17 protein-coding genes are annotated in these 24872 nt (G+C 62.7%); 7 read left to right on the top strand and 10 right to left on the bottom strand.

The annotated features are described in order from the left end of the window. On the bottom strand, positions 1-1187 hold a 1187-nt coding region (hemA, locus tag QD408_RS18610; RefSeq protein ID WP_414140302.1), incomplete at its 3' end, for a 5-aminolevulinate synthase. A gap of 325 nt (positions 1188-1512) precedes the next feature. On the opposite strand from hemA, the gene QD408_RS18605 reads away from it, so the two are divergent. From QD408_RS18605 to QD408_RS18595, 3 genes are all read left to right on the top strand, one after another. Further along, positions 1513-1770 (top strand): YMGG-like glycine zipper-containing protein, encoded by a 258-nt coding sequence (locus tag QD408_RS18605; protein WP_088682102.1) that lies wholly within the window; start codon positions 1513-1515, stop codon positions 1768-1770. A 170-nt stretch (positions 1771-1940) separates the two neighbouring features. Next, positions 1941-3869: an autotransporter assembly complex protein TamA gene (locus tag QD408_RS18600; RefSeq protein ID WP_414140297.1), complete on the top strand. Its 1929-nt coding sequence runs from the start codon at positions 1941-1943 to the stop codon at positions 3867-3869. Positions 3870-3931: 62 nt separating this feature from the next. After that, positions 3932-10033 carry a translocation/assembly module TamB domain-containing protein gene (locus tag QD408_RS18595; RefSeq protein WP_414140301.1) on the top strand — a complete coding sequence of 2034 codons (6102 nt, stop codon included), beginning with the start codon at positions 3932-3934 and terminating at the stop codon, positions 10031-10033. A 6-nt stretch (positions 10034-10039) separates the two neighbouring features. Here the strand turns inward: QD408_RS18595 and QD408_RS18590 are convergent, their stop codons facing one another. Then, on the bottom strand, positions 10040-10477 hold the full coding sequence (locus QD408_RS18590) for an Lrp/AsnC family transcriptional regulator (RefSeq protein ID WP_414140296.1): 438 nt from the start codon (positions 10475-10477) through the stop codon (positions 10040-10042). A 122-nt stretch (positions 10478-10599) separates the two neighbouring features. On the opposite strand from QD408_RS18590, the gene rocF reads away from it, so the two are divergent. The 4 genes from rocF to QD408_RS18570 all read left to right on the top strand — a co-directional run bounded on the left by rocF (position 10600) and on the right by QD408_RS18570 (position 15419). Continuing rightward, positions 10600-11535, top strand: a complete 936-nt coding sequence (gene rocF / locus QD408_RS18585; RefSeq protein WP_414140295.1) for an arginase — start codon at positions 10600-10602, stop codon at positions 11533-11535. Between the two features lie 15 nt (positions 11536-11550). Further along, positions 11551-12750 (top strand): ornithine--oxo-acid transaminase, encoded by a 1200-nt coding sequence (gene rocD / locus QD408_RS18580; RefSeq protein ID WP_088682104.1) that lies wholly within the window; start codon positions 11551-11553, stop codon positions 12748-12750. Positions 12751-12892: 142 nt separating this feature from the next. Further along, positions 12893-13369: a chemotaxis protein CheW gene (locus QD408_RS18575; protein ID WP_088682105.1), complete on the top strand. Its 477-nt coding sequence runs from the start codon at positions 12893-12895 to the stop codon at positions 13367-13369. A 289-nt stretch (positions 13370-13658) separates the two neighbouring features. Next, on the top strand, positions 13659-15419 hold the full coding sequence (locus tag QD408_RS18570; RefSeq protein ID WP_414140294.1) for a methyl-accepting chemotaxis protein: 1761 nt from the start codon (positions 13659-13661) through the stop codon (positions 15417-15419). A 71-nt stretch (positions 15420-15490) separates the two neighbouring features. On the opposite strand, the gene QD408_RS18565 is transcribed toward QD408_RS18570, so the two are convergent. The 8 genes from QD408_RS18565 to QD408_RS18530 form a co-directional block, all read right to left on the bottom strand. Next, positions 15491-17149 (bottom strand): OFA family MFS transporter, encoded by a 1659-nt coding sequence (locus tag QD408_RS18565; protein WP_088682107.1) that lies wholly within the window; start codon positions 17147-17149, stop codon positions 15491-15493. A gap of 184 nt (positions 17150-17333) precedes the next feature. Then, positions 17334-17579 carry a formate dehydrogenase subunit delta gene (locus tag QD408_RS18560; protein WP_414140293.1) on the bottom strand — a complete coding sequence of 82 codons (246 nt, stop codon included), beginning with the start codon at positions 17577-17579 and terminating at the stop codon, positions 17334-17336. Beyond that, complete coding sequence (gene fdhD / locus QD408_RS18555) at positions 17569-18393, bottom strand: formate dehydrogenase accessory sulfurtransferase FdhD (protein WP_414140292.1); 825 nt, start codon at positions 18391-18393, stop codon at positions 17569-17571. Before fdhD ends, QD408_RS18560 begins: the two co-directional genes overlap by 11 nt. 74 nt (positions 18394-18467) lie before the next feature. Then, a complete protein-coding gene (gene fdhF, locus QD408_RS18550; RefSeq protein WP_414140291.1) occupies positions 18468-21347 on the bottom strand; it encodes a formate dehydrogenase subunit alpha in 2880 nt (959 codons plus the stop codon). Between the two features lie 66 nt (positions 21348-21413). Continuing rightward, positions 21414-22970, bottom strand: coding sequence for a formate dehydrogenase beta subunit (locus QD408_RS18545; protein WP_414140290.1), 1557 nt, complete (start codon positions 22968-22970; stop codon positions 21414-21416). Then, positions 22967-23446, bottom strand: a complete 480-nt coding sequence (locus QD408_RS18540; protein WP_414140289.1) for a formate dehydrogenase subunit gamma — start codon at positions 23444-23446, stop codon at positions 22967-22969. Before QD408_RS18540 ends, QD408_RS18545 begins: the two co-directional genes overlap by 4 nt. A 129-nt stretch (positions 23447-23575) precedes the next feature. Beyond that, complete coding sequence (locus tag QD408_RS18535) at positions 23576-24472, bottom strand: LysR family transcriptional regulator (protein ID WP_414140288.1); 897 nt, start codon at positions 24470-24472, stop codon at positions 23576-23578. 44 nt (positions 24473-24516) lie between these two features. After that, a complete protein-coding gene (locus QD408_RS18530; protein ID WP_088682114.1) occupies positions 24517-24858 on the bottom strand; it encodes an ArsR/SmtB family transcription factor in 342 nt (113 codons plus the stop codon). Positions 24859-24872 lie beyond the last annotated feature (14 nt).

Below are 24872 nucleotides of genomic sequence, written 5' to 3'. Positions count from 1 at the left end.
CGCGACCAGAGCGAATGCAGGGCGTCGACGAGATGGGCGATATCGGCGTCGGAATGCAGCGGCGTCGGGGTGATGCGCAGCCGCTCGGTCTTCTTCGGCACGGTGGGATAGTTGATCGGCTGGACGTAGACGCCGCAATTGTCGAGCAGCAGATCGGAGATCCACTTGCACTTGGCCGCATCGCCGACCAGCACCGGCACGATATGGCTCGGATTGGGCATATGCGGAATGCCGTTCTGGTCGAGCAGCGAGCGCAGCTTGCGGACGCGATCCTGATGGCGGGCGCGCTCGAACTGGCTGACCTTCAGATGCTGGATCGAGGCGACCGCACCGGCGGCMARYGCCGGCGGCAGCGCCGTGGTGAAGATGAAGCCGGAGGCGAACGAGCGGATGAAATCGCACAGCGCCGTCGAAGCGGCGATATAACCGCCCATSACGCCGAAGGCCTTGCCGAGCGTGCCCTCGATGACCGTCAGCCGGTCCATCAGMCCCTCGCGCTCGGCAATGCCGCCGCCGCGCGGGCCGTACATGCCGACCGCATGCACYTCGTCGAGATAGGTCATCGCGCCGTATTTGTCGGCGAGATCRCAGATCTCCCTGATCGGGGCGATGTCGCCRTCCATCGAATAGACGCTCTCGAAGGCGATCAGCTTCGGCGCCTTCGGATCGGCGGCTTTGAGCTTGGCTTCGAGATCGGCGAGGTCATTGTGCTTCCAGATCACCTTGTCGCACTTGGCGTARCGGATGCCCTCGATCATCGAGGCATGGTTGAGCGCATCGGAGAAGATGATCAGGCCGGGAATCCTGGCGCCGAGCGTGCCCAGCGCCGCCCAGTTGGAGACATAGCCGGAGGTGAAGATCAGGGCRGCTTCCTTGCCGTGCAGRTCGGCRAGTTCACGCTCGAGCAGGACGTGGTGGTGGTTGGTGCCAGAAATATTCCGGGTGCCTCCCGCACCCGCGCCACAGTGGTCGATGGCGTTCTTCATCGCCTCGATCACCTTGGGGTTCTGGCCCATGCCGAGATAGTCGTTGGAGCACCAGACCGTGACGTCCTTTTCGCCATCGGCCGTATGGCGCGTCGCACGCGGGAAGTGGCCGCGGTGACGCTCGAGATCGGCAAAAACGCGATAACGGCCCTCGGCATGAAGCCCGTCCAGCTCGTTTTTGAAAAATGCTTCGAAATCCATCATATGCTCCAGTATCGCGCGGCCGTTCTTGCCGACCGGACGTCCGCGCGTCAATGCTTACCCTTTGCTTTAACATCAACTGCGGCAAAAGGCCCAGTTTTTTGAATGATTCCAGATAAAAAATATGCGTGCGATCATCCATGAGTTCGATAGGACGCATGCCGATGGAAAGTCGCAAAACCGCGGCCCCGCGACGACGCCAGTCTTGCAAAAAAATCGGGGCAAAGGTGGACAACCCTTTCTTCCGACATAGTTTTCGGGCTAGCGTGCCAAAAAAACAATAGGGACGGCCTATGCCCATTGGGCGACAACCCAGGAGAAAGTAATGAAGAAAGCTGTCATACTCGCATTGATCGGCCTGTCGATCGCAAGCTGCACGCCGACCCAGCAGGGCGCCGGCATCGGCGCTGCATCCGGCGCCGTCATCGGCGGCGTCGCCACTGGCAATGTCCGTGGCGCGGCGGTCGGCGCCGCGATTGGCGGCGTCTCCGGCGCCCTCATCGGCAGCGTCGCCGAACAGCCCGGCCAGTGCTACTATCGCGACCGCTACGGCCGCCGCTACATCGACACTTGCCCGCGCTGAGCGTGCTCGCAAACCGGCAAAATCAGGAAATCCCGGACACACATCCGGGATTTTTTGTGCTAAATTAGCGCGTTGGCAATTTAAAATGGTACACCCCGCGCGATTTTGCCGCTAAGCTGTTCACGGCTGGGCAACGAAGCTTCATTGTAGGCGTAAACCAAAAGCGGCGGATGCGGATCAGAGGGACAGGCCCGAAAACAGGTACTGCGTATCGGCGAACAGGCACCATGATGGTGGTCGCAGCGGCGGCTGCATTCTCACCGGTCCTGATCGGCGATGCTTACGCCTTTAAGCTTTTCGGCATCACCATCTTCGGCAAAGAGGAAGACGAAGGCGAACAGGTCCCCGATCCTGTGCGCTATCACGTCGACCTCAAGGCCGAGACCGCCGACCCCGACCTCAAGGAAGCGCTGGAAAACAGTTCCCGTCTCGTCAGCGACCAGAAGCAGCCGGTTTCCGGCGATCTCGGCGTCGTCGTCAAGGCGCGCGACGACCGCGAACGGCTGATCGCCACACTGTATGAAAAAGCCCGCTACGGCGGCGTGGTGACGATCACCATTGACGGCAAGAACATCGACGACCTGCCCCCCAATCCGACATTCGACCGCTCCGGCCCCATCCCGGTCACCGTCGATATCACTCCCGGCCCCGTCTTCAGGGTCAAGGAGGTGCAGTTCGGCGGCGACGCCGCCAGCCGCAATCCCGCCGACTACGATCTCGCCCCGGGCGCTGAGGCCGGCTCGCTCGCCATCATCAAGGCCGGCGACAGGATCGTCGAACAGTTGAAGAGCGAAGGCAGGCCCTTCGCCAAATTGACGGAGCGCAAGGTCGTCGCCGATCACAGGAACGATACGGTCGATATCGTCCTTGCCGCAGAAGGCGGTCCCGTCGCCCCGATCGGCGATGTCGGCGTCACCGGTGAAAAAACCGTCAAGCCTGCGTTCATCCAGCGCTATTCCCGGCTGAACAAGGGCGAGGCCTACTCCCCCGAAGCGCTGAAGAAGGCCGGCGATCGCCTTCGCGCCCTCGGCGTCTTTTCGAGCGTCACCATCCATGAAGGTGACGCGCTGGCGCCGGATGGCACCTTGCCGATGACGATCGAAGTGTCGGAAGGCAAGAGGCGTTATTTCGGCGTCGGCGCACAATATTCCACCATCGACGGCTTCGGCGTTCAGGGCTATTGGGGCCACCGCAATCTGTTCGGCGAAGCCGAGACGCTGAGGATCGAGGGATCGGTTTCGCGGCTCGGCGAAACGACGGATGTCGGCAATCTCGACTATTCCGCCGGCATCCTCTTCACCAAGCCCGGCGCCTTCTTCCCCGCCGCCACGCTGAAGGCCGGCATCATCGCCAAGACCGAAAACCCGGATGCCTATAATGCGACGCTCGTCACCGCCTCGCTCGGCCTTTCCTACGAACTGACCGACCAGGACACGATCTCGGCGAGCGGCGAGGTCAGCTGGGAGCGCGACGACGACGCCTTCGGTACGAACGACTATCTGACGGTCGCCCTGCCGATCCAGTATGACCGCGATGCGCGCAACGACAAGTTCAACCCGACGGAAGGCTATCGCGCCACACTTTCGGCAAAGCCCGGCTACGAGATCTTCAACGCCACCCCTTACGCGGCGTTCGAAGGCTCGGTCTCCGGCTACCTGCCGTTCGGCGCCGAAGACCGTCTTGTGCTAGCCGGCAAGGTCGCCGCGGGTGTGTTGATCGGCGGCGGCGGGATCGAAGACATTCCCGCTACACAGCGCTTTTTCGCCGGCGGCGGCGGCTCCGTGCGCGGATACGGCTACCAGGAAATCTCGCCCTATAACGACGATGGCGAGGCCACCGGCGGCCGCTCTTATGTGACCGGTTCGCTGGAAGCCCGCATCCAGATTACCGAGACGATCGGCATCGTGCCCTTCGTCGATGTCGGTACGGTATCGGACAGCACCTTCCCGGGTTTTTCCGATATCCGCGCCGGCGCCGGCGCAGGAATACGATATGCCACGCCTTTCGGCCCGCTGCGGCTTGATTTTGCCGTGCCGCTGAACAAGTACGAAGATGGCACAGATTATGGAATTTATGCCGGCATCGGCCAATCCTTCTAGGATTGCCGATTCCGGTTCGTTCCGATCCATGGCCGCATGAAAACGGGGTAGTGTCCGCGCTGATGCAAACGCTGGCAAAAATCGTCAACTGGATCATACGGCTCACCGGCTATGCCGTGGGCGTCACCTTGATTCTCGCTGTCGCAGCACTTGCGATCTTCGGCTTCACGAGTTTCGGCGCCCGCATCGTCACCGAAAGGATCGCCTCCACCCTTTCCAACCGCGACATGACGATCGAGGTTCGCGAACCGGAAGGCCTTTTGACCGGTGGGCTTCGCGCCGCCGAGATCTCCCTCTCCGATACCAAAGGCGTCTTCGCCGAAATTCACGGCATCGCCATCGACTGGAATCCGCTGGCGCTGCTGACCGGAACCTTCCACGCCAAACGCTTCGAGATCGATGCGATCAGCGTGCTGCGCAAGCCGGTGCGCACCCTGCCCTCGCGGCCCGCCGCTGAAAATTCCGGCGGCTTCGGCCTTCCGATCAAGATCGATATAGACCATGTCGCCCTGCCCGATATCAAACTGGCCGAACCCTTGGCCGGGCGCGCCTTCGCGCTTGCCGCGGAAGGAAGCCTGTCGGCGAATGCCGACGGCGGCGAGGCCGTCGTCAACGTCAGCCGCCACGCCGTCCCGGATGCCAAGCTTGCCGCCGACATCGCCTATGCGCCGGCCGAAAACCGGCTGCAACTGAAAGCTGCGCTTTCCGAGCCGAAGGGCGGGCTGGTGGCGGGCCTTCTCGGCCTGCCGGGCGAGCCTGCGGTCAAAATCGATCTCAACGGTCAGGGGCCCATATCCGACTGGACGGGTAAACTGCAGGCCGCGCTCGACGGACAGCAGCGCGCCGCGATCGAGGGCCGGCATGCCATCAGCGCAGACGGGCTCCACCACCTCGATCTCAAGGGCGGCGGCGACCTCAGCTCGCTCCTTCCGTCGGCGTTCCGGCCGCTTTTTGCCGGCCAGACCAATATCGATCTCGCCGCCACCTTCGACAACCGCGGCAAGATCGATATCCAGACCGGCAACCTTGCCACCGGCAGCGTCGTGATCGCCGCATCGGGCACGCTCGATCCGGCCGGCAACAACAGCCTCAACGCCAATCTGCTCGGAACATCCGGCCCGGTCGATTTTCGCTGGCCGCTCGCCGAGGGCGACGCGCGCTTCCTGATATCGGGCCTCAATCTGGCCCTGACAGGCGATGCGCAGGCGGCCCGGCTGAACGTCAGCGGCTCGCTCGATTCCGCCACCCTCCCGCAGGCCAATATCGGCAATGTCAAGCTGACGGCAAAGAGCGACGCCTTCAATCTGGCGGCTCGTTCCGGCAGCGTTCAGCTGCGCCTCGTTGCGGGCGACGCGACCTTTACCGATCCCAACCTCAATCGCGCGGTCCAGGCCCCTGTCACGATCGCCGCGCCCCTGCAGGTCTCGCCCGACACCATCGGCTTCAACGGCACAACGGTCGAAAGCGCCAATATCAACGGCAGTCTCAACGGCTCCTATCGGCTGGCGGACCAAGCGCTGACGGGCAACGTCAAGCTCACCATCGAACCGGCTGCGCTGCCGGCTGCGGTGACCGGCAAATTCGACGGGCCGATCTCGCTCGAAAGCCAGGTGGCCGGCACCATCCCGTCGAAATTCGCCTTCAGCAACATCGTCCTGACATCGGGTACGCTCGAAGCCGCCGGCAATGTCGCGCTCGACGGCACCGCGTTGAACGCCGATCTCTCCGGCCGGCTGCCGGATGTCGGCAAGCTCATGGCGGGCGCGAGCGGCGCGGCAGGTTATGCATTGAGAATAGGCGGCGAGCTGCCGGCCATCTCAGTGACCGCCAATCTCAAGGCCCCCAGCCTTGCGATGGCCGACCGCGAGCTCGCCAACCTCAATGTCGACCTGTCGGGTGTCGTTGATCCCAAGGCGCCGCAGGGCAAGATCGCCGCCACCGGCACGATCGACGGCCAGCCGATCGGCATCAACGGCGACGTCCTCTCGAAGGACGGCAAGATCAGTATTCCGGCACTGACCGCCGATATCGGCGGCAACCGGCTGACGGGCAATCTGGAACTGTCGCCCTCTCTGGAGCCGGCAGGCGCGTTGACGTTCGATTTCCCCAATATCGGCTTGCTCGCCGCTCTCGGCGGGCAGAAGGCCGAAGGCGATCTCAAGGGTTCGCTCGGCATCAGCAGCGACAGCGGCAGGATCGGGCTTAAACTGCTTGCATCAGGCAGCTCGGTCCGCCGCGATACGCTTGCGATCGTCAAGCCGGATATCGATGTCACGATCAGCGATCTCGCCGCCCTTGCTGCAAACGGCACGGTCAAGGCCGAAGAGTTGAGCGCCGGAACCAACAGGCTTGCCGGCCTTTCGCTCGCCTTTACCAAACAGCAGGACCGCACCGACTTCGACCTCGATGCCGCCTATGACGGCAATCCCGTAATGGCGGACGGCAATGTCGAGACTTCTGGCGGCAATATTGGCCTCAACCTCGATCGGTTCTCGGCAAGCCCCCGCAACATTCCGATCGAGCTTGCCGCCCCGACGCGGGTCACAGTCACCGGCGGCGCCGCCAATCTGGACGGACTGACATTGAAGACCGGGGCCGGTTCGGTGTCGGTCACCGGCTCTGCCGGCGAGACGCTGAAAATCGATGCCGATATCCACGAGCTGCCTGCAGCCCTCGCCAATGGTTTCGTACCGAACCTTTCGGCCGGCGGCACGATTTCCGGAAAGATTGCCATAACCGGAACGCCGGCGGCGCCCGTGGCCGACTTCAAGCTCGACTGGAAGGATGCGACGACAGGTCAGATCAAGGGCGCGGGCCTTGGGCCGCTCGGCATCACCGCCGGCGGCAAATTCGCCGACAAGAGGCTCGATTTCGACACGGCGGTCCGCGGTGAAGAGGGCCTTTCGCTCAAGGCTGCCGGCAATGTCGGGCTCGCCGACCCTGCAGCCCCGGTTCTCGCTGTCAACGCCGATATCCTCAACCTGCCGGCCCGCCTCGCCAACGGCTTCGTTCCCGATCTCGCCGCCGAAGGCGTGATAACGGGAAAAGTGACCGCCTCCGGCTCAGTAAACGCTCCAGCCGCCGATTTCGATCTCGATTGGAAAAGCGCTGCGACAAGCCACACACGGCGCGCCGGCCTCGCCGATCTCGCTTTGAAGGCATCGGGACGATTCGCCGACAGCAAGCTCGATTTCAACGCGGCGATAACGGGCGCCGAGAAACTCTCATTGAAAGCAGCCGGCAATGTCGCCGTCACAGGCACGACGATCGGCAACGTCAAGGTCGATGCGACGCTGGCGAATGTTCCGGCAAGCATCGCAAACAGCTTCGTTCCCGATCTTGCCGCCGAAGGCGCGATCTCAGGAAAGCTCTCGGCCGCAGGCTCGCTTTCCGCCCCGACCGCGAATTTCGACCTCGATTGGAAAAACGCTGCGGTCAGCCACACCAAGCGCGCCGGCCTTGCCGGCCTCGGCGTGACCGCGTCCGGAAAATTCGCCGACAATAAGCTTGATTTCAACGCGGCGGCAAATGGCGACAAGGGCCTGTCGCTCAAGGCTGTCGGCAATGTCGCCCTTGCCGGCACGGCTGTCGACAGCATGAAAGTCGATGCCGAGATCGCCAATATTCCCGCCGGCCTCGCAAACGCCTTCGTTCCGGATCTCGCCGCCGGCGGCACGATTTCGGGCACCTTATCGGCCTCCGGCACCCCTGCCGCACCGACCGCCGACTTCAAGCTCGGCTGGGCCGATGCCGCGACCAGCCACACGAGAAGCGCTCATCTCTCGGATCTCACGCTGGCCACATCGGGACGCTTCGCCGATAACCGGCTCGATTTCAGTGCCGATCTCGGCGGCGGGGGCGGTCTCTCCCTGAAGGCCACCGGCAATGTCGCCGTGGAGGGCGCCTCGGTTCGCAACCTCGACGTCAAGGCCGATCTTGCCAATCTGCCCGCGGCCCTTGCCAACGGTTTCGTGCCGGGCCTTGCCGCAGAAGGCACGGTATCCGGAACGGCATCCGCCTCAGGAACGCTTCCGAAACCTGCCGTCGATTTCAAGCTCGACTGGAAGAACGCCGCAACCGCACAGACCAGGAGCAGCGGCCTTTCGGACCTCACTGCCGCGGCATCCGGGAAATTCGTCAATGACAGGGTCGATTTCGATGCCAATCTGGCCGGCAAGGACGGCGTGCTGGCGAAAGCGAAGGGCGGTGTGACGATCGCGGGAGCGGCCATTCGTGATCTTTCGATCAATGCCGATATCCCCGCCCTGCCGGCAAATCTCGCAAATGCCTTCGTCCCCGGTCTCGGCGCCGAAGGCACGCTTTCGGCAAGCGCGGTCACCTCCGGCACGCCGGCCGATCCGATCGTCGATTTCAAGCTCGACTGGAAGGATGCCGCGACCAGTCATACCAAGGCTGCCGGCCTTTCCCGCCTTACACTGGTGGCATCGGGAAAATACGCCGGCGACAGGCTGGATTTCGATGCGAACCTTACCGGCGGCGGCGGCATTGCTGTGAAAGCCGCCGGCAATCTTGCGATCGCAGGCACGACGATCCGCTCGGTCGACGTCACCGCCGATGCCGACAATGTCCCGGCCGGCATCGCCAACGGCTTCGTTCCGGGTCTTGGCGCCGAAGGTGCCGTCTCGGCAACCGCAAAGGCGACCGGCGCGCTATCGGCGCCCTCCGTCGACTTCAAGGTCGACTGGAAGAACGCCGCCACCAGCCAGACGAAAGGCGCCGGCCTCTCGCCCTTCACCATCGGCGCGTCAGGCAAGCTTGCCGGAAACAAGCTGACGGTCGACACCAGCCTTGCCGGTGACGCCGGCATGTCGCTGAAAGGCGGCGGCAGCGTGGTGATGTCAGGCAATCGCGCCATCGACATGCGCTTCAATGGCAATCTTCCCTTCGCCGTCCTTGGCGCGCCGCTTGCCGAGCAGGGCTTCGTCGCCGATGGCGTCGCCACGGTCGACCTCCGGATCGGCGGAACGGCGGCCGCACCCGTCATTAACGGCACCGTTGCGACCAATGGCGCCAAGCTCGTCGACGTCCGGCGCAACCTTGCCGTCAACAATTTCGCGGCGACCGTGACCTTCAACGGCAGCCAGGCCGTGATCTCCCGCCTCAGCGGCAATCTTGGCGGCGGCGGCACGATTTCGGCGAGCGGCACGATCGGCATTCAGCCGGCCGGCGGCTTCCCCGCCGATATTTCGATCAAGCTCGACAAGGCTGTTTATGTCGACGGAACCCTCGTCGTCTCGACCGTCAGCGGCACGCTCGGCCTGCGCGGGCCGATCACGAGCGCCACGCTGAGCGGCAAGCTTCAGCTGGAAAAGACGTCGATCACGGTCCCGGAAAAACTGCCGACCTCGCTCCGGGAAATCGACATCCGGCATAAGAATGCGCCGCGGGCCGTGCTTGCGCAATTGCGCGATGAAAGTGAACGGAAACCGGGGGAGAAATCCTCGGTGATCACCCTCGATCTTCAGATCGACGCACCTTCGCATATCTTCGCGCGCGGCCGCGGCATCGATGCCGAACTCGGCGGCAGCGTCACGATCCGCGGCACGGCGGCTGCACCCATCGTCACCGGCGGTTTCACCATGCGCCGCGGCCGGTTGACCATCCTCAACCGCCGCCTGGATTTCTCCGACAAGAGCAGGATCACCTTTGCCGGCGACCTGACGCCGGCGCTCGACATGGAGGCGACCTCCACCTCCGGCACGACGACGCTCACCGTCGATGTCGCCGGCCTCGCCACCGATCCCGCAATCACCTTCTCCTCCTCACCCCAGCTGCCGCAGGACGAGGTTCTGGCGCAGTTGATCTTCGGCCAGTCGATGTCGAAGCTCTCGCCGGTGCAGATCGCCCAGCTCGCCGACGCCGTCAGCCAGCTGGCCGGCAACCGCTCCACCTCGCTTTTCGAAGGCCTGCGCAACCAGCTCGGCGTCGACGATTTCGACGTCAGCACCGATTCCAAGGGCCAGACGAGCGTCAGCGTCGGCCGCTATCTCAACGACCGCACCTATTTCGAACTGCAGCAGGGCGGATCGGCCGGCGCCAAAGCGATCATCAACCTCGATGTCGGCCGAGGCGTCAAGCTGCGGGGAGGCGCCGGCGGAAACGGCGAGGGCGAAGCGGGAATCGTCTATGAACGTGAGTATTAAGCCGGCTTAGAAACCCGTCTTGCTCGTCTTGAGAAGAATATTGGTCTCCGTCGAGTTGATGCCGTTGATCAGCCGGATGCGGCGCAGCGTCTCATCGAAAGAGGCAAGGTCGCGATCCTCCAACTCGGCGACGAAATCCCATTTGCCGTTGGTGCTGTGGAGCGCGCGCACCTGCGGCAGGCCGCGCAGCTGATCGGCCACCCTGTCGGCGAGCTTGCCGAGCACCTCGATCATGACGATGGCGCGCACGCCGGCGGACCGCGTCTCATGACTGGTGCGGATCGTGAAGCCGACGATGGTGCCGCTGGTGACCAGCCGGTCGATTCGGGCGGCCACCGTCGCCCGGGATGCCCCCGTCATCGCCGCAAGCGAGGAAACGGAAATCCGGGCATTGTGGCGAAGGGCGCTCAGAAGTTCAGTGTCGAGATCGTCCACGCTGATCACTTTGTCAAAATAGCTTTATCAATCTGCGCAATCATAATCCATTTCTGGCACTTTTCCATCTTTTTGCTAGCAGCCCTTTATCCCACTATCGGCCAAAACCGGCCTCAACACGGAGCCCTCGCATGAATGTCCAATCGCGATCTGTCACCCTCATCGGCGCACCGCTGGAAGAAGGCTCCGGCCGCAGAGGCGCCGCCATGGGTCCCGCGGCGCTGCGCATTGCCGGCGTCGACCAGACGCTGATCGATCTCGGCCACGACGTCGCGGATAACGGCGATCTCTCCATCGTGCCGGCGATGGATCTGCCGAACCATCCGAAAGCCCATAATCTGAGGATCGTCGGCGCCTTCACCCGCGCGCTCGAAAGCAGCGTCCATGAGGTCGCCGCCTCCGGCCGCTTTCCCCTCATTCTCGGCGGCGACCATAGCCTTTCCATGGGCAGCGTCTCCGGCATGGCCCGTTATGCCGCCAGCAAAGGCCGCCCGCTCTTCGTGCTCTGGCTCGATGCCCATGCCGATTTCAACTCTCCCGCCACCTCGCCCTCCGGCAATATCCACGGCATGCCCGTCGCCTTCTTCTGTGGCGAGGCTGAGTTCGCCGAGATCCTGCCGAAGGACCGTCCCTTCGTCGATCCGAAGAATGTCTTCCAGGTCGGCATTCGTTCGGTCGATGCGCGCGAGCGCGAGGAAATTCACGAACACGGCGTCAACGTCTTCGACATGCGCGCGATCGACGAGCAGGGCATCGGCGCGATCATGCGGGATATTCTCGCTGTCGTCGCCAAGGCCAATGGCCTGCTGCATGTCAGCCTCGATCTCGATTTCCTTGATCCCGACATCGCCCCCGGCGTCGGCACGACGGTGCCCGGTGGTGCGACCTTCCGCGAGGCTCACCTCGTCATGGAAATGCTGTCGGACAGCGGCCTCGTCTCGTCGCTCGACCTCGTCGAGCTCAATCCGTTTCTGGACGATCGCGGCAAAAGCGCCCGCATCCTGGTGGAGCTGACGGCAAGCCTCTTCGGCCGCCGCATCTTCGATCGTCCGACACGCGCCGCATAAGGAGGGAAAACCGCCATGAACACTTCGGAAAAACTGATCGCCACGGAACAGCGGCTCGGCGCCCACAATTACAAGCCGCTCGACGTGGTGCTGACGCGCGGCGAAGGCGTTTATGTCTGGGATACCGACGGCAATCGTTATCTCGATTGTCTCTCGGCCTATTCCGCCGTCAACCAGGGCCATTGCCATCCGAAGATCCTCGCCGCCATGGTCGAGCAGGCAGGCAGATTGACGCTCACCTCCCGCGCCTTCCGCAACGACCAGCTCGCTCATCTCTATGAAGAGCTTGCGGCGCTGACCGGCTCGCACAAGATCCTGCCGATGAATTCCGGCGCCGAAGCCGTGGAAACCGCCATCAAGGCGGTGCGCAAATGGGGATACGAGGTCAAGGGCGTGCCGGAAGGCAAGGCGGAGATCATCGTCTGCGCCGACAATTTCCATGGCCGCACGCTGAGCATCGTCAGCTTCTCCACCGATCCCGACGCCCGCACCGGCTTCGGCCCCTATACGCCGGGCTTCCGCACCGTTCCCTTCGGCGATGCTGAGGCATTCGAGGCCGCGATCAACGGCAATACGGTCGCCGCCCTGATCGAGCCGATCCAGGGCGAAGCCGGCGTCATCATCCCGCCGGCCGGTTATTTCACCCGCATCCGCGAACTCTGCACTGACAATAACGTCACTCTCATCCTCGACGAGATCCAGACCGGCCTCGGCCGCACCGGCAAGCTGCTGGCGGAAGAGCACGAAGGCATCGAGGCCGACGTGACGCTGATCGGCAAGGCGCTTTCCGGCGGCTTCTATCCCGTATCGGCCGTGCTTTCCAATTCCGAGGTTCTGGGCGTGCTGAAACCAGGCCAGCACGGCTCAACCTTCGGCGGCAATCCGCTGGCCTGCGCAGTGGCGCGCACCGCCCTCAAGGTTCTGGTGGAAGAGGGCATGATCGAGAACGCCGCTGTTATGGGCGAGTATTTCCTCGAAGGCTTGAGGTCGATCCGCTCGAACATCGTCAGAGACGTTCGCGGCCGTGGCCTGATGATGGCGATCGAACTGGAGCCCGAAGCCGGCGGCGCGCGGCAATATTGCCATGCCCTCAAGGAGCGCGGCCTTCTCGCCAAGGATACCCACGACCATACGATTCGTCTCGCTCCGCCGCTCGTCATAACAAGGGAGCAGGTCGATTGGGCGGTCTCTGAGATCGAAAAGACGATAAGTTAAGGTAAACCGGGGCTGAAAACCGTCGCAAACCCGTTTCCGATTTAGATTTGGGCAACACTCTTCCATTAATGTCGTCGCTAACCGTCACGATGCTTTGCGAGTGCAAAGCCATCGCGGCTTACGACAGTTGGGAAGAATTCTAATGGCCACGATCAATTCCACTAGCTTCAGCGGCGACACGCTCGAGATCATTGCCTTCCGCCTGCATGATCAGGAATTCTGCGTCAAGACCACGACCATCCGCGAAATCCGCGGCTGGGCGCCGTCGACGCCGATCCCGCATGCTCCGGCCGATGTGATCGGCGTGATGAACCTGCGTGGCTCGGTCATCCCGATCATCGATCTCGCCTATAAGCTCGGAATGAAGAGCACGGTCGCCAACGAACGCAGCGCCATCGTCGTCGCCGAAGTTCACAACATGGTCATCGGCATGCTCGTCGACCGCGTCTCGGACATTCTCACCATCTCCTCCAGCCAGGTCCAGCCGGTGCCTGAGGTAACCGCTTCATTCGACCGCGCCTATTGCGAAGGCATCATCGCTTCGGAAAATGGCATGATCTGCTTCCTGAACCTCGCCAAGATGTTCAAGGAGAACGAGACGGACGAACTGGCGGCTTAAGCCAGCCAAGTTAATCTGTATGGTGGAAAACCGCCCGTTAAGGGCGGTTTTTGTTTAGGTAAGGTAAGCAGTTCCACCAAGATTTTATCAATAGCATAAGATTAGCAATCGCTTTTATACGTAATATTAACCACGCGCCCTCAGCATAGTTGTGAAGCATCCGGATGATAAGTCTCCGGTGTAGAGGGAGGATAATCGGCCATCGGTTCTTCCCGGCACCGGCATACCTCGCCCGCCCTTCGCTTCTGCAGCCGGAACAGCAAAAGCTGTGCATCTCAAAGGGACAGGAATGTTTGGTCTGACCTCCGATTCGAAATACATTCTTGATGCCATCTCCAGATCGCAGGCGATCATCGAATTCGATCTCAAGGGAAATATCCTGACGGCCAACGAGAATTTCTGCCGTTCGCTTGGCTATAGCCTGAACGAAATCCTCGGCAAGCATCACAGCATGTTCTGCGAGACGGCCTATACAGCAACCCAGGACTACCGCGAATTCTGGGCACGGCTCGGACGCGGCGAATATGATGCCGGCGCCTACAAGCGCTTTGCCAAGGGCAACAGGGAGATATGGATCCAGGCATCCTATAATCCGGTTTTCAAGGGCGGCAAACCATTCAAGGTCGTTAAATTCGCGGCCGATATCACGGCGGCGAAAAGGCAGGCGGTCGAGGATGCCGGTAAACTGGAGGCGATCTCGCGCTCGCAGGCGGTGATCGAATTCACCCCAGCGGGCGAGATCCTGACAGCCAACGAGAGTTTCTGCGCCGCCATGGGGTATTCGCTGACCGAGATTACCGGCAAGCACCACAGCATATTCTGCGATCCTGCCTACGCCAGGACCGAGGACTATGCCAATTTCTGGAAACGGCTGGCGCGAGGAGAATTCATTGCCAATGAGTTCGTCCGATTCGGCAAGGGCGGCCGGCAAATCTGGATACAGGCAGCCTATAACCCGATCCTCGATGCCGATGGCAAAGTCTATAAGGTCGTCAAATTCGCGACCGACGTCACCGAGCGCATGAGTGCCATTTCCCTGCTCGGCACCGCGCTGCGCGACCTCTCCGAGGGCAATCTGACACGGACGGTCGACACGGCCTTCGTTCCGTCGATGGAACAGTTGCGGCACGATTTCAACACGGCGATCGGCGACCTTGCCCAAACCATGAAGACAATCGGCGAGAACGCCAGTGCGATCGCCGCAGGTTCCCGCGAGATCGGCGCATCGGCCGACACCTTCTCGAAGCGGACGGAACAGCAAGCCGCATCGATCGAGGAGACGGCCGCCGCGCTGGAAGAGATCACCACCACCGTCAACGATTCCAGCCGTCGCGCCGATGAAGCCGGCCGCCTCGTCGCCAAGACGAAACAGGGCGCGGAACAATCCGGCGTCGTGGTCCGCAACGCCGTCGCGGCCATGGGCCAGATCGAACAGTCCTCGCGCGAGATCAACAACATCATCGGCGTGATCGACGACATCGCCTTCCAGACCAATCTCCTGGCGCTGAACGCCGGCGTCGAGGCGGCACGCGCCGGCGAAGCCGGAAAGGGCTTCGCGGTCGTGGCCCAAGAGGTTCGCGAGCTTGCCCAACGCTCCGCCAAGGCCGCCAAGGAAATCAAGGCGCTGATCAACACCTCGAGCGAACTCGTCAGAAACGGCGTCGGCCTCGTCGGCCAGACCGGTCAGGCGCTCGAAGAGATCGTCGCGCAGGTCGGCGATATCGACGGCAATGTCGAGGCGATCGTCAGGGCATCGAAGGAACAGGCAGTCGGCCTCAAGGAAATAAACCAGGCGGTCAACACGATGGACCAGGCAACGCAGCAGAATGCGGCAATGGTCGAGGAGAGCACGGCCGCCAGCCACAGTCTTGCCAGGGAAGCCGAAACCCTGCGCGTCCTGCTGGCGAAATTCCGGCTGCCGGGCCAGGTCCAGGCCGCCAGAAGGCCCGAGGCAAGGCAAACGGGATCACCGGCGCTGCACCTCGTTGCACGTGTCGCCAAAGCCCACGGCGCTGCCGCAGCAAATACCCAGAGCTGGGAAGAGTTCTGATTTCCCATCGCTATCCGGTCAAGCTGCAATAGAGCGCGCCGTCCCGAGACCGGGCGGCGCGCTTTGATCGCTTACCCGAAGAGGGCGAAGGTCGCCTTCAGTGTTACCCAGACACCCCAGAGCAGCGGAATGCCGACGACGGCCCAGGCGAGCATCGCCTTGGCGTCAAGCCCGCCGGTGCCGATGCCGAAGGAGCCGGTCGGCCCGGCATTGACGGCCGCCGACTTCGCCTGCAGCGCCGCGACCTCGTCATCCCCCATGAACCACTTCTCCGGCAGCGGCCTGATCAGCGCATTGGCGACGAGCCCGAGCGCCAGCATGCCGGCGAGGATATACATGGTGCCGGTATAGAGGGCCGGTCCGGGCGCGACGCCGGCGGCGATCTGCGCCTCGCGGATATAGTTTACGACGACAGGACCGACGATGCCGGCCGTTGCCCAGGCGGTCAGCAGCCGGCCGTGAATGGCACCGACGAACTGCGTGCCGAAGATATCGGCGAGATAGGCCGGAATGGTCGCGAAGCCGCCGCCATACATCGACAGGATGACGCCAAAGGCGAGAACGAACAGCGCCTTGTTGCCCATTCCCGCGAAGGTCGGTGCCAGGGCATAAAGCGCAATGCCTATGATGAAGAAGCTGTAATAGGTGTTCTTGCGGCCGATCTTGTCGGAAAGCGACGCCCAGAAGAACCGCCCGCCGATATTGAAGAGCGACAGCAGGCCGGCAAAACCGGCAGCGATCGTGGCGATCGATGCCTTCTGCCCGGCATCGAGCTGAGCGAAGCCGACATCAGGCAGGCCGATCAGCGAACCGGCGAAAATTTCCTGCAGCATCGGCGAGGCCATGCCGATGACGCCGATGCCGGCCGAGACGTTGAGGCAGAGCACGGCCCAGATGAGCCAGAACTGCTTGGTCTTGTGAGCGTCGCGCAGGTGAACGTGCCTGGTCGTGATCATCGTGCTCTTGGCGGCGGGTGGGGTCCAACCGTCAGGACGCCAGCCGGCCGGCGGAATGCGGTAGCCGAAGGCGCCGCCCATCATGAAGACGAAATAGATCGCCGCCATGACGATGAAGGTCTGCCAGACGCCGACCGACGTATCGGTCTTGAAGGCATTCATCAGCAGGTTGGCAAGCGGAGCGCCGATCATCGCGCCGCCGCCGAAGCCCATGATCGCCATGCCGGTCGCCATGCCGCGCCGGTCGGGAAACCATTTGATCAGCGTCGAGACCGGCGAGATGTAGCCGAGACCAAGACCGATGCCGCCGATGACGCCGGCGCCAAGCCACATCAGCCAGAGCTGATGAGTGATGACGCCGACGGCGGCAAGCACGATGCCGCCGCACCAGCAGCAGGCGGAAACGACGCCCGCCTTGCGCGGGCCGGCCCGCTCCAGCCAGCCGCCCCAGATGGCGGCGGACGAGCCGAGCAGAACGAAGAACAGCGTATAGATCCAGCCAAGATCGGCGACGCGCCAGTCGCAGGTCGTGGTAAAGAGCGCCGAGGCGAGCGTCAGATCAGGGCAGGCCGTTGAAGCCGTGATCCCAAGCGACTTGGAAAGCGGCAGCCAGAACACGCTGAAACCATAGGCCATGCCGATGCAGAGATGGATGGCAAGCGCGGCCGGCGGCACCAGCCACCTGTTGAACCCGGGTCTTGCGACGATCCTTTCGCGATCAAGCAGGCCTGAGCCCGCCAACGCTCCGTCTGTACGTGTTTGCGCTGCAGTCATGAACAACTCCTCCTTGTTTCAGACCTGGCTGTGATTGGTGCGTCGCCCGTTTTTCAGGCGCGCAAAGGACGCTGTAACACTCGAACTTCCACTTATTTTAAATCGATTATATTTCATGATGTATGCAGTGGCGCATGCGTAGGCAGCGTGCTGCTGCCTCCCCTCCGGCATACGCCACTTTGGATTACCGGATCTGGTTTGCTTCCGCCTCCGGCTTGCGGATCATGGGAGCGGCCTGAAGCACGAGCGCATCCAGGCCGTTTTCCTCATTCTCGAGAATTTCAAACAATTGCCGCCGCATGCGCGGCTCCCAAAATTTATTGATGTGAGTGGCAACCCCCTGCACGGCCTCGTCCGCCGGCTGGCTCTTGAAGAAGGTTGCAATCTGATTTGCCATGTAAACGAGCTTGGTCTTGGTATCATGCGACATCGGCGATGCTTCCGGGCGAGATGCGGTGCGGGTGGGTGAAAATCTCGAAATCCTCGCCGCGCACCAGCGCGACGAGCGTCATGCCGGCCTCTTCGGCCGTGCGGATGGCAAGGGCGGTCGGCGCTGAAATGGCGATGAGCACCGGGCTGCCGAGGATCGCCGCCTTCTGCACCATCTCGACGGAAAGCCGGCTGGTGACGACGACGGCGCCATTCCCGCCCCTTTCGCCGGAGCGGATGACGGCGCCGCAGAGTTTGTCCAGCGCATTGTGCCGGCCGACATCTTCGCGCACAGCGACCAAGCCTCCGCCGGGAAGATAGAAGCCGGCTCCGTGCACGGCCCGCGTCTCCCGATGCAGCGGCTGCGCTTCGTTCAGAAGCGAAACGGCACGCACGATATCCGCATGCGACAGCGACAGCGCCGATGCCGAGACGTCAGGCACCGCCCGCACCGCCTGCTCGATCGATTCGACGCCGCAGAGCCCGCAGCCGACCGGCCCTGCCATGCTGCGGCGGCGCGCCCGCAGCCGGTCGGCGACGTCGTCGGCAAGGCTCACCTGCACGTCGATGCCCTGTTCGCCCGCAACGACTTCAATCCCCGATATCTCCGTCCGTTCGGTGATGATTCCTTCGGTCAGGCTGAACCCGACCGCAAAATCCTCAAGATCAGCAGGCGTCGCCATCATCACCGCATGCGTACTGCCGCCATAGGAAAAGGCGATCGGCACTTCCTCCGGCACGATGCGCGAACCGCTGTGCATGATGCCGTTGCGGCGGGCGGTTTCGGGGGCGGGGGCGGTGGTTGCGAAGGTCATGAAGCATGCCTCCTCTTCTCCGCGCTGGGGAGAAGGGAGGATCTTGCCGTCAACGCCAGCCCGCACCCCCATCGTCACTCCGCTGCTTCGAGCTTGCCGGCGATGCGGCGCGATTGCCGTGCCTGCTCGTCATATTCGAGCTGCCACTCGCTCGGCCCGTTGGAGGGCGAGACCTGCACCGCCGTCACCTTATATTCCGGGCAGTTCGTCGCCCAGTCGGAGAAGTCGGTGGTGATGACGTTCGCCTGCGTCGTCGGGTGATGGAAGGTCGTGTAGACGACACCCGGCGCGACGCGATCGGTGATCAAAGCCCTCAGCGTCGTGTCGCCGGAACGGCTGACGAGCTTCACCCAGTCGCCGTCACGAATGCCGCGCTGTTCGGCGTCATGCGCGTGAATTTCCAGCCGGTCCTCCGCATGCCAGGCGACATTCTCGGTCCGGCGCGTCTGCGCCCCGACATTGTACTGGCTGAGGATTCGCCCGGTGGTGAGCAGCAGCGGAAAGCGAGGGCCGGTGCGTTCGTCGGTCGCCACATATTCGGTGCGGATGAATTTGCCCTTGCCGCGCACGAAACCATCCACATGCATGATCGGCGAGCCGAGCGGGGTCTTTTCGTTGCAGGGCCACTGCACGGAGCCGATCTTGTCGAGATAATCGTAGGAAACAAGCGCGAAACTCGGTGTGGTCGCGGCAATCTCGTCCATGATCTCGGACGGATGGCTGTAATTCCAGCCGAGCCCCATCGCCTGGGCAAGCTTCTGCGTCACTTCCCAGTCGCCATAACCGTTGCGCGGCGACATCACCTTGCGCACACGGTTGATGCGACGCTCGGCATTGGTGAAGGTGCCGTCCTTTTCGAGGAAGGTCGAGCCCGGCAGGAAGACATGGGCGTAGTTGGCGGTCTCGTTGAGGAAGAGATCCTGCACGACGACGCATTCCATGGCCGCGAGCCCCGCCGCGACATGTTTCGTATCGGGATCGGACTGGAGAATGTCCTCGCCCTGGATGTAAATGCCCTTGAAGGAGCCGTCGACCGCCGCATCCAGCATGTTCGGGATGCGCAGGCCCGGCTCGTTGTTGAGTTTTACGCCCCAGAGCTTCTCGAAGATATCACGCGTCGCATCGTCGGAAATGTGCCGGTAGCCCGGCAACTCGTGCGGGAAGGAGCCCATGTCGCAGGAGCCCTGCACGTTGTTCTGGCCGCGCAGCGGGTTCACGCCGACGCCGGGGCGGCCGATATTGCCGGTCACCATGGCGAGGTTGGCGATCGCAATGACGGTGGTCGAGCCCTGGCTGTGTTCGGTGACGCCGAGACCATAATAGATCGCGCCGTTGCCGCCCTTGGCATAGAGCCTTGCCGCACCGCGCAGATCGGCGGCCGGCACGCCGGTGAATATCTCGGTCTGCTCCGGGCTGTGCCGCGGTTCGGCGACGAAGGCGGCCCAGTCCTCGAACTCCGACCAGTCGCAGCGCTCGCGGATGAACCTCTCGTCATAAAGCCCTTCGGTGACGATCACATGCGCCAGCGCCGTCATGACCGCGACATTGGTGCCGGGCTTCAGCGGCAGGTGATAGGAAGCCTCGACATGCGGCGACCGGACGATATCGGTGCGGCGCGGATCGATGACGATGAGCTTGGCGCCCTGGCGCAGCCGCTTCTTCAACCGCGAGCCGAACACCGGATGCCCGTCCGTCGGATTGGCGCCGATCACGATGACGACATCCGAATGCTCGACGCTGTCGAAATTCTGCGTTCCCGCCGACGTCCCGAATGTCTGGCCGAGGCCATAACCGGTCGGCGAATGGCAGACGCGGGCGCAGGTATCGACATTGTTGTTGCCGAAACCGGCGCGGATCAGCTTCTGCACCAGATAGGTTTCCTCATTGGTGCAGCGTGAAGAGGTGATGCCGCCGATCGCTTCGCGGCCATATTGATACTGGATGCGGCGAAACTCCGACGCGACATGCGCGAAAGCCTCGTCCCAACTGACTTCACGCCAGGGATCGCTGACCTTTTCGCGGATCATCGGGTTGAGAATGCGGTCCTTGTGGGTGGAATAGCCGTAGGCGAAGCGGCCCTTGACGCAGGAATGCCCGCGATTGGCCTCGCCGTCTTTCCACGGCACCATGCGCACCAGTTCCTCGCCGCGCATTTCCGCCTTGAAGGAGCAGCCGACGCCGCAATAGGCGCAGGTGGTCACCGCCGAATGCTCTGGCTGGCCGATCTGGATGACCGACTTTTCCGTCAGCGTCGCCGTCGGGCAAGCCTGGACGCAGGCGCCGCAGGAAACGCACTCGGAATCGATGAAATGCTCGTGCATGCCGGGCGAAACGCGGGAACCGAAACCACGCCCCTCGATCGTCAGCGCGAAAGTGCCCTGCACTTCCTCGCAGGCGCGCACGCAGCGCGAACAGACGATGCACTTGGAGGGATCATAGGTGAAATAGGGATTGGACTCGTCCTTCGGCATCCATTTCAGATTGATGTCGCCGTTGTTGCGGGCCTTGACGTGATTGTCGCCCTCATAGCCGTAGCGCATGTCGCGCAGGCCGACTGCGCCCGCCATGTCCTGCAATTCGCAATCGCCGTTGGCCGCACAGGTGAGACAGTCGAGCGGATGGTCGGAGATATAGAGCTCCATCACGCCGCGGCGGATATCCTTGAGCCGCCCCGTCTGCGTGTGCACCACCATATTTGCCGCCACCGGCGTCGTGCAGGAGGAAGGCGTGCCGTTGCGGCCTTCGATCTCGACGAGACAGAGACGGCAGGAGCCGAAGGCATCGACCATATCGGTGGCACAGAGTTTCGGCACCTTGATGCCGGCCTCCATCGAGGCGCGCATGATGGACGTACCCTCAGGCACGCTGATCCGCTGCCCATCGATAGTGAGCGTCACCATGGTTTCCGATTTCGAAGCGGGAGTGCCGTAGTCGATTTCATGGATGAGAGACATGGTCGGCCTCCTGTACGGAAATGGAATTGAGCAGGTTGGGGCATACGGCTGCGGCTTGGAAGATCATCACTCAGCAGCCTCCACGATCGGCGCCGGCGAAAAATCCTCCGGGAAATGCGTCATCGCGCTCATGACGGGATAGGGCGTGAAACCGCCAAGCGCACAGAGCGAACCGAACTTCATCGTGTTGCAGAGATCGGCCAGCAGCGCCCGGTTCTTCTCCGGCTCGATGCCATGCGCGATCTTGTCGGCCGTCTCGACGCCGCGGGTCGAGCCGATGCGGCAGGGCGTGCACTTGCCGCAGCTTTCGACCGCGCAGAATTCCATGGCGAAACGCGCCTGCTTCAGCATGTCGGCCGTGTCGTCGAAGACGACGATGCCGGCATGGCCGATCAGTCCGTCCTTGGCGGCGAAAGCCTCGTAATCGAACGGCGTATCGAACAGAGCCCGCGGGAAATAGGCGCCGAGCGGGCCGCCGACCTGCACGGCCTTGACCGGCCGGCCAGTCGCCGTACCGCCGCCGATCCGGTCGACGATATCGCCGAGCGACAGACCGAAGGCGATCTCATAGAGCCCGCCATATCGGACATTTCCGGCGATCTGCAGCGGGATCGTGCCGCGCGAACGGCCCATGCCGAAATCGCGGTAGAAGGCGGCGCCCTTTTCCATGATGACGGGCACCGACGCCAGCGAAATCACGTTATTGATAACAGTCGGACAGTCGAACAATCCCTTATGTGCCGGCAGCGGCGGCTTGGCGCGCACAACGCCGCGCTTGCCTTCGAGGCTGTTCAGCAGCGCCGTCTCTTCGCCGCAGACATAGGCGCCCGCACCGGTGCGAACCTCCATATCAAAAGCACGGCCGGAACCGAGCACCGATAGCCCGAGAATACCGGCCTGCCGGGCGATGCCGATCGCCGCCGTCATCGCTGCGATCGCATGCGGATATTCCGAACGCGTATAGACGAAACCCTTCGTCGCCCCAGTCGCAAGTCCAGCGATCGCCATGCCTTCGATCAGCACGAAGGGATCGCCTTCCATGATCATCCGGTCGGCAAAGGTGCCGCTGTCGCCTTCGTCGGCGTTGCAGACGATATATTTGCGGTCGCCGACGGCATCGAGAACGGTCTTCCACTTGATGCCTGTGGGGAAACCGGCGCCGCCGCGTCCGCGCAGGCCGGAATCGGTGACTTCCTTGACGACGTCGGCCGACGTCATCGAAACGGCGCGGCGAAGGCCGGCAAGGCCGCCATGCGCCTCGTAATCGGCAAGCGAAAGCGGATCGGTGATGCCGCAGCGGGCAAAGGTCAGGCGGGTCTGTTCCTTCAGGAACGGGAGGTCTTCAACCTCCCCGAGACAGAGCGGGTGGTTGCCATCGCTCATCATTCCAGCGTCGAACAGGGCGGGCACGTCCGTAGCTTTCACCGGCCCGTAGCCGATGCGCTTGCCGGCAAGTTCGACCTCGACCAACGGCTCCAGCCAGAACATTCCGCGCGAGCCGTTGCGCACGATTTCTGCATCGAGGCCGCGGGCGGCGATCTCCTGGGCAATCGCCTTTGCCACCTTTTCGGCCCCGAGCGCCAGCGCAGCGGCGTCGCGCGGAACATAAATCTTGATCGTCATCGGCGTGCCTCCGCGACGAGTTCCGCCGCCATCTGATCATCGACCCGGCCGTGAACCTCGCCGTCGAGCATTGCCGCCGGCGCGCAGGCGCAGAGCCCGAGACAGTAGACCGGCTCCAGCGTCACGCTGCCATCGAGGGTCGTCTGGTGAAAATCGATGCCGAGCAGTTTCTTCACACGCTCGGCCACCGCATCGCCGCCCATCGACTGACAGGCCTCGGCGCGACAGAGTTTCAGCAGATGCCGGCCGGCGGGATGATCGCGATAATCATGATAAAAGGTCATCACGCCATGCACTTCGGCGCGCGAGAGGTTCAATTCCTCCGCGATGACAGGCAGGGCTTCCTGCGGCACATAGCCGAATTCTTCCTGAACCTCGTGCAGAATGGGAAGAAGCGGCCCTTCGAGGAAGCGAAGATCGGCGACGATGGAACGGGTACGCGCTGCAATATCGCCTTCGGCGATATGAATGGTCATAAGGCAGCCCTCCCACGGCTTGCTCGTTGCAAAATGGCGGCCTCCCCAGCCGAACGCCATTCGTTGGGCAGCATCTCAGGGAAGCAGCCGGCGATCAATAAAGCTATCGCGTGGATTGATAGGATTTTTCTATTGAAGCTCTTCCTCCTGCACGAGCACTCTCGCTTCGTGCAGCAGCGCCGAGACGAGCGGCGTGAAGGGCTCGCGATAAGGCGCGACGAGGCCGACCAGATGATGGGCCTCCGGCTCGACGATCGGAATCATTCGGATTTCAATGGGAAAACCGAAGGATTTCGCGACATTGCGCGGCATGATGCTCGCCCAGCGCCCGGTCCGGACATGCGAGAACAGCACGATCATCGAGTTGGATTCGAGTGTCGGATGCACTGTGGCGCCGGCTTCGATCAAGTGCCGGTTGATGATGCGGCGGTTTTGCATGTCCGCGGTCAATAGACAAAGCCGAAGATCGCCGACCTCCCGCCAGGTGACGCTGTCGCGATCGGAGAGCGGGCTGCCCGCGGCCGTGATCAGATTGTAGCGCTCGGCATAGAGAGGAACTGACGTGACGCGGCCGAGAGGCTCGTTTTCGAGATAGGTGATGCCCGCATCGATTTCGAGATTTTCGAGCATGCTCAGCACCTGCAGCGAATTGCGCGAGACGATCGAGAAGGTGACGCCGGGATGCCGCTCCTGAAAGGGCGTGGTGATGCGCGAGAGCATGGCGAGCGCTGTCGGAATGGCGGCAAGGCGGATGTGGCCGGAAAGACCGCGGCGTGCGGCGCGCATCTCCTCGCGCATGGTGCGGGTATCGCCGACGATGCGCCGGGCCCATTCGAGCACGCGCTGCCCCTCCGGCGTCAGCCCCTGAAACCTGGAGCCGCGCTGTACCAGCATGACGCCGAGCTGGTCTTCGAGCTGCCGGATGGCAGCCGAAAGCGTCGGCTGCGAAATTCCGCACTCCTCGGCTGCGCGGCCGAAATGCTTTTCATTGGCAAGGGCGATAAAGAATTCCAGCTTGTCGATCATCCCCTTATCTTCGACATAGCAGCCGCACTCCGCAAGGGCGGGAACTAACTGTTTTCTGCAGCCGGGAAAAGTTCGAACAGCGTTTCGAGGAAGGCAAGCACGCTGACATTGCCGATGCTGTAATAGACCATCCTGCCCTCGCGGCGCGTATTGACCAGCCCTTCGAGCCTCAAACGCGCGAGCTGCTGCGAAACCATCGCCTGCTGAATGCCGAGGATGGTTTCGATTTGGCCCACCGTCCGCTCCTCATTCGCCAATATGCAGAGGATCAGAAGGCGGGTCTGGTGCGCCAGCGCTTTTAGAAGATCGCTCGCTTCATGGGCTTTTCCAGCGAGTTTATGCAACTCCTGGCCGGTCATCCCCGGCTCCGGTTTAGGCAACGGCATTCGAAATCTCGGAA

The sequence above is a fragment of the Rhizobium sp. BR 249 genome (assembly GCF_047445895.1).
In the GTDB taxonomy this organism is placed as follows: domain Bacteria; phylum Pseudomonadota; class Alphaproteobacteria; order Rhizobiales; family Rhizobiaceae; genus Rhizobium.
Note: the sequence above shows the minus strand (reverse complement) of the source record. Positions and strands in the feature narration are given on the sequence as shown.